Raw genomic sequence first — 1,416 nt, forward strand, 5'->3', positions numbered from 1 at the left:
TACACCGGCCGGCCCTCGTGTGCACCGGGGGCCGGCTCCGGTGCGTCCGGCGCCGCCGGCCCGGCTCAGGTCGTGCGGCGGGCCAGGAGCCAGGGCTCCACCACACCGAGACCGCGGACGGGCCGCTGCCACATCGGCCGGAGCCCGAAGCGGTACGAGGGGGTCTCGCGCCCCTCCTTCTCCGCCTCGGCGGCGGCCTCGGCGGCCCCGGCCTCGGAGGCGGGGGCCTCGCCCGTACGGATCAGATCCTCCGCGAAGGCTCCGTCCACCAGGACCGTGTCCTTGGGAGCTATCGAGGTGAGCCGGCTCGCGAGGTTCACGGTCGTGCCGAAGACGTCACCCATGCGGGTGGTGACCGTGCCGAACGCGATCCCTACGCGCAGCGCCGGCATCGTCTCGTCATGGGTCATCGTCTCGATGAGGCGCAGCGCGATCTCGGCGGCGGTGCCGGCGTCGTCCGCCGCGAACAGGACTTCGTCACCGAGCGTCTTGATCAGCCGGCCGCCGTGCGCGGCGACGAGATCGGCGGAGGTCGTCTCGAACGCCTCCACCAGCTCGCCCAGCTCCTCCTCCTCCAGCCGGCGGGTCAGCCGGGTGAACCCGACGAGGTCGGCGAACCCGACGGCGAGGCGCCGGTCGACCATCTCGTCGTCGTCGGCGGCCTGCACGACGCGCCCGGTGGCGGCGGCGAGCTGGCGGCGCCACACGTAGACGAGGAACTCCTCCAGCTCGGGCAGGAGCAGCTCCACCAGGGGGTACGTGACCTCGGTCCGCGTCATCCCCGGCTCGGGCGGCTCCGTGAGCCCCTCCAGGAACGAGTCGATCTGCCACTCCGCGAGGCGGGCGGTGGTCTGTCCGGTGGACCTGGCCACCTGGATCGCCATGGGCTCGCTGAGCAGCCCGGCCTCCACGAGCCCGGCGAGGCGGCGCAGCGCGAGGACGTCGGCCTCGGTGAGGGCCTTGGCCTGCCCGATGTCGGCGAAGCCCATGGCACGCCAGAAGCGGGAGGCGAGGTCCATGGAGACGCCGGCGGTCCTGGCGGCCTGGAAGGGGGTGTAGCGGCGGTCCGCGCCGAGGATGAGCTGCTCGAGCCGGATGGCGAGCGGGTCGTCGGTCGGTTCGGCCGTGTGGTCCACGATGTGGTGGGGGGTGGAGTGGGGAGAGGGGTCCGGGGTGGGGTCCGGCTGTGGCGGCTGCGCGTCTGCTCCGCCCGCGTCGTCGACGGTCACCAGCCGCCTCCTGCCCGTTCCCTGCGCACAGTCCTGCCGATCTGTCGTGGATCGGGCTCAACGATACGACAGGTGTGCGCTGGCTCACGTCCACGGGGCGGGTCGGCGTGGTCTTGGCCTTTTGTCCTCAATCGCCGGACGGGCTCTGTTTTGGCATCTGCCCGGTGCGCGGGCGCGGCTTACTGAT

The 1,416-nt window shown here is 72.7% G+C and carries 1 protein-coding gene; it reads right to left on the minus strand.

What is annotated here, in order from left to right; all coding sequences use genetic code 11:
• Nucleotides 1–65 precede the first annotated feature (65 nt).
• Nucleotides 66–1,229, minus strand: a complete 1,164-nt coding sequence (locus GT042_RS36440) for an adenylate/guanylate cyclase domain-containing protein (RefSeq protein WP_161312951.1) — start codon at nucleotides 1,227–1,229, stop codon at nucleotides 66–68.
• Nucleotides 1,230–1,416 lie beyond the last annotated feature (187 nt).

The organism is Streptomyces sp. SID3212 (genome assembly GCF_009865405.1).
In the GTDB taxonomy this organism is placed as follows: Bacteria; Actinomycetota; Actinomycetes; order Streptomycetales; family Streptomycetaceae; genus Streptomyces.